The sequence below is a fragment of the Amycolatopsis kentuckyensis genome (genome assembly GCF_002155975.1).
In the GTDB taxonomy this organism is placed as follows: Bacteria; Actinomycetota; Actinomycetes; order Mycobacteriales; family Pseudonocardiaceae; genus Amycolatopsis; species Amycolatopsis kentuckyensis.
The window spans coordinates 1-4,315 of the sequence record NZ_MUMI01000447.1; the positions used below are offsets into that span (position 1 = coordinate 1).

Below are 4,315 nucleotides of genomic sequence, written 5' to 3' on the forward strand. Positions count from 1 at the left end.
CGCCGGCGGTACAGGCGGTGAGCAGGGTGAGTGCGGTGAGGCACACGGCGGCGGGGACCACCGGGCGGGGAATGCGGATCACTGCTCCTCCGTGGGGCATGACTACGCGCTGTTGCCGGTAGTGCAACGGAAAAGGGCGCGAAAGATCCACAGTGGACATTCGGTCCGGAGTGGATGCGGAGCGTTGCGGGGGACAACGCCTGGTCGGGGTCTTCGGTAGGGGATACGGACACGGTCCGGAAACGGTTCAAAAAAGTTTTGCTCCCGGTTTGCGGGCCGGAAGTACTGGACGTAGGCCGTCCGGCCCACCAGGATGTCCCGCGTGGGACGGCACACCCGAGCGCTCAGATCCATCGGAGATCAGGAGGCCGTCGTCGAGTCCGGCGACGGCAGCGACGATCTGGCGAAGGCGCTCTACCAGGAGTTCGGCGGGTCCCTGATGGCGTTCGCGCTGCGGCTGACCGGCCACGACCGGCAGTGGGCCGAGGACGTCGTGCAGGAGACCCTGATCAAGGCGTGGCGGAACGCGGACAAGCTCGACCGCCAGCCCGAGATGCTGCGTGCCTGGTTGTTCACGGTGGCCCGGCGGATCGTCATCGACGGCTGGCGCAGCCGCAGCGTCCGGCCCCAGGAGCTCGAGGAGATCGAATCCGACGCGATCGCGGTGTCCGACGAATCGGACCGGACGCTCGCCGCGATGATCGTTTACGAGGCGCTGCAGGGCCTTTCGCCCGAGCAGCGGGAGGCCATCCAGCAGACCTACCTGCGCGATCGGACCGTGAACGAGGTCGCGGCGACCCTCGGCGTGCCGCCGGGCACCGTGAAGTCCCGCATCCACCACGCCGTCCGCGCGCTGCGCCGGGCTCTGCGCGAGCGGGGGTGAACTGAGCGTGGCCGGATCACCGCACACCGACGTCGCCGCCTACGTGCTCGGCGTCCTCAGCGAGGCCGAGAACACCCAGTTCGAAGCCCACCTGATGAACTGCCCGCACTGCCAGCTCGACCTGATCGAGCTCTACCAGCTGCCGGACGTCCTCGACCTGGTGAAGCGCAGCTGGCCGGAGCCCCCGATGCCCGCGCCCAGCCCGCGCACCCTGTCCCCGGGCCCCCGCGTGCTGCGCGGCCTCATGGAAGAGGCCGCCGTCAAGCGCCGCCGCCGTCGCCGGATCGGCATCCTCGCCGGCGCCGCGGCCGCGGCGGCCGTGATCGCCGGCCCGCTGGTGACCCTCGCGGTCCGGCCGGCCGACGCCGTCCCGCCCGCCTCGCTCGCCGCTCCCGGCAACAAGCAGCCCCCGCCGGCGACGAGCGTCCCGGCCACGTCCACCGCACCGCCCGCGGGCGCCCAGGGCCAGCCCGGCGGCGGCCAGACCTACGGCCGCGGCAGCGGCGGGTCCGCCGTCAGTGCCCTGGTCACCGTTTCGCCGGTGGAGTGGGGCAGCCGCGTCGAGCTCGAGCTGCGCGGGATCGTCGGTCCGGTGAAGTGCCAGCTGGTCGCCGTCCCGGCCACCGGGACCGAGCGCGTCGTCTCCAGCTGGTCGGTGCCGCCCAAGGGGTTCGGCATTCCCGGCTCGCCCGAGCCGTTGCGGCTGCAGGGTTCGGTCTCCCTGGCGATGGACCAGATCAGCCGGTTCGAGGTGCGCGGCGAGGACGGCACGGTCCTCGTCGTCGTCCAGCGCTGAATCTCTTTCTTTTCGGTGAAACGTCGTGACCTGGGTAAATGCTGTCCGGTTGCGTTTCCGTAGATAACGAACAGATAACGGACCGGTCGCTTTTGAACCTCGGGGCGCCCATGTCCGTATCCCCCAATGCATCCCCCGATGCATCCCGACAGCCGGAACCGCAAGCATCCCCACTCGGGTTCCGTGCGATCTCGAGCTCCAATCAACGGTAGTTCTTGCCCGGGCTGCCGCGCTCACCGGCGCGCGCCCGGAATAACGAACGAGGTGAACTAGTCTATGGCCCGGAATTCTCGGTCCCCCGTGACGGGCAAGCACCGCGTTGCCCGCCGAACCAAGATCGCGATGGGTGCGATCGGCCTGGCGATCGCCGTCGGCGCACTCGCCGTGGCGGTCAGCGCGGGCCGCACGGGCGAAGCCAGCGCGGACCCCGCGGACCCGTCGTTCTTCATCGACATCAACAAGGTTCCCGCCGGCAGCAACGTGAACGCGGCCTTGAAGCAGAAGGGTGCCAAGGGTTCCTTCACCGTCGACTGTGGAACGAACGCGGACGGGGCGCACCACAACCCGGACAACTTCATCGCGCAGCCCGGGATCAAGAACGGCGCCCAGCACCTGCACGACTACGTCGGCAACGTGACGACGGACGCCGACTCGAGCCTCAAGAGCCTGCTCGCCGGCGACACCACCTGCAAGAACGGTGACCAGTCGGCGTACTTCTGGCCCGTGATCCGCATCGACCGCGAAGACGAAGCGGCCAACCAGAGCAAGAACCAGCAGGCCAAGCAGGAACAGCAGGGCAAGACGGGCGACGTCCAGCAGGACAAGAGCGCGCAGGACGCCAAGGACGCGCAGGACCAGAACCAGCGCGAGCGCCGGGGTCAGGGCGGCGGCCGGACCGGGCTGAGCGCCCAGCAGCAGGGCGACCAGAACGACGGCCAGCAGCAGGACCGGCAGCGTCGTCAGCGCGACCAGCAGCAGAACCAGCAGCAGGACCAGAACAACCAGCAGGACCAGAACAACCAGCAGGACCAGAACAACCAGCAGCAGGACCAGAACCAGCAGGACAAGAACCAGAACCAGCAGGACAAGAACCAGCAGCAGAACCAGGGCCAGAACAAGGACCAGGCGCAGCAGCAGGAAGAGCTCGGCGGTCCGCAGGGCGAGAACGAAGAGGTCGGCGACAACGACGGCGAGATCATCGAGCCGGAGTCCGCGACGCTGAAGTTCATCGGCGGTGGCGCGCAGAACGTCGTCGCGATGCCGCTCGGGCTGAAGATCCTCTACGGTGACGCCAAGCAGAGCACCAACGGCCCGAAGAACGCGCGGCCCAGCTGGACCTGCACCGGGTTCGAGGACCGGCTGACCGACAAGTACCCGATCTGCCCGCAGGGCAGCAAGGTCGAGCGGATCCACGCGTTCCCGAACTGCTGGGACGGCAAGAACACCGACAGTGCGGACCACCGCAGTCACATCGTCTTCGCCGACCAGCAGGGCAAGTGCCCGCAGGGGTTCAAGAACGTGCCGCAGCTGCAGGTCACCCTGGTGTACGACGTCCCGCAGGACGTCCAGCAGAAGAAGCAGTACAAAGTGGACGCGTTCGCCCAGGAAGAGCACAACCCGAAGTCCGACCACGACGACTTCGCGAACGTGATGAGCAAGCAGATCATGGGCCGCCTGGTCAACTGCATCAACTCCGGCAAGGTCTGCGCCGAATAACGCCCTTGTTGCGCCACTTCGCAAGCGGGAAGGAGAACTTCCGATGAACCGTGCTCGCCCGGCTGTTGCCGCACCGATCGCCGTCGCCGGACTCGCGCTGGTCGCGGCCTGCGGGACCAACCCGTACGCCACGTCCGGAGCCGTCCAGCCGGTGGTGCTCGGGGCGCAGCAGCAGCCGGCGAGCGCGGTTCCGGCCGGCGCCGCGGCCCAGCTGATTTCGTCCACTGTGGACGGGCTGGGCACGGTACTGGCCGACGCCGAAGGGCACACGCTCTACCGGTACGCGAAGGACACGGCCGACCCGCCCCGGGCGACCTGCGCCGGCCCGTGCGCGATGACGTGGCCACCGCTGGTCTCCGACGTCCCGGCGGTGGCGGCCGGGGTCGAGAGCGGACTGGTCGGCCAGGTCACCCGGCCGGACGGCCGCAAGCAGGTGACGATCGACGGCTGGCCGGTCTACCGGTACGCGAAGGACACCGGGCCGGGCGTCGCGCTCGGCCGGCAGGTCAGCGCGGACTGGGCGCCGGTGACCCCGGCGGGCCGCAAAGCCGACCCGGCGACCCTCGAGACCGCCGAAGTCGACGGTCTCGGCCAGGTCCTCACGGACGCGGAGGGCCGGACGTTGTACCTGTTCACCAAGGACGGCAAGGATTCCGGAAAGTCCACTTGCGACGCGGCCTGCGTTGCGAAGTGGCCACCGGTACCGGCGGACGGCCGCATCACGGTCGCCGCGGGCATCGACTCCGGACTGGTCGGCCTTGCAGCCGTTGGGTTCCAATGCGTACCACGTGCCGCCCGCGCCGTGGCCGGTTGCTGTTCCCGGCTCGTCGTCCGATGCGTACGTGTACGCCGGCCAGCCGCCGACCGTCAGCTGCGTGGTGCCGTCCTCTCGGCGGATTCGGCCGACCAGTCCGGAGTCG

The 4,315-nt window shown here is 69.2% G+C and carries 3 protein-coding genes and 2 pseudogenes; 4 read left to right on the plus strand and 1 reads right to left on the minus strand.

All coding sequences use genetic code 11. The features are described from left to right. Window positions 1-322: 322 nt before the first annotated feature. From CCN39_RS36125 to CCN39_RS52100, 4 genes and pseudogenes are all read left to right on the plus strand, one after another. Window positions 323-883 carry a sigma-70 family RNA polymerase sigma factor gene (locus CCN39_RS36125; protein WP_086849750.1) on the plus strand — a complete coding sequence of 187 codons (561 nt, stop codon included), beginning with the start codon at window positions 323-325 and terminating at the stop codon, window positions 881-883. Between the two features lie 7 nt (window positions 884-890). Further along, on the plus strand, window positions 891-1,679 hold the full coding sequence (locus CCN39_RS36130) for a zf-HC2 domain-containing protein (RefSeq protein WP_086849752.1): 789 nt from the start codon (window positions 891-893) through the stop codon (window positions 1,677-1,679). Window positions 1,680-1,955: 276 nt separating this feature from the next. Further along, on the plus strand, window positions 1,956-3,395 hold the full coding sequence (locus CCN39_RS36135) for a DUF1996 domain-containing protein (protein ID WP_086849753.1): 1,440 nt from the start codon (window positions 1,956-1,958) through the stop codon (window positions 3,393-3,395). A gap of 43 nt (window positions 3,396-3,438) precedes the next feature. Then, window positions 3,439-4,044: pseudogene (locus CCN39_RS52100) on the plus strand (hypothetical protein); the annotation flags it as partial. A 183-nt stretch (window positions 4,045-4,227) separates the two neighbouring features. Here CCN39_RS52100 and CCN39_RS52815 read toward each other — a convergent pair. Beyond that, window positions 4,228-4,305, minus strand: a pseudogene (locus CCN39_RS52815) (hypothetical protein); the annotation flags it as partial. Window positions 4,306-4,315: the final 10 nt, after the last annotated feature.

Coding starts and splice junctions, on each gene's coding strand:
- CCN39_RS36135 (WP_086849753.1), top strand. CDS start 1,956: ATGGCCCGGAATTCTCGGTCCCCCGTGACGGGCAAGCACCGCGTTGCC.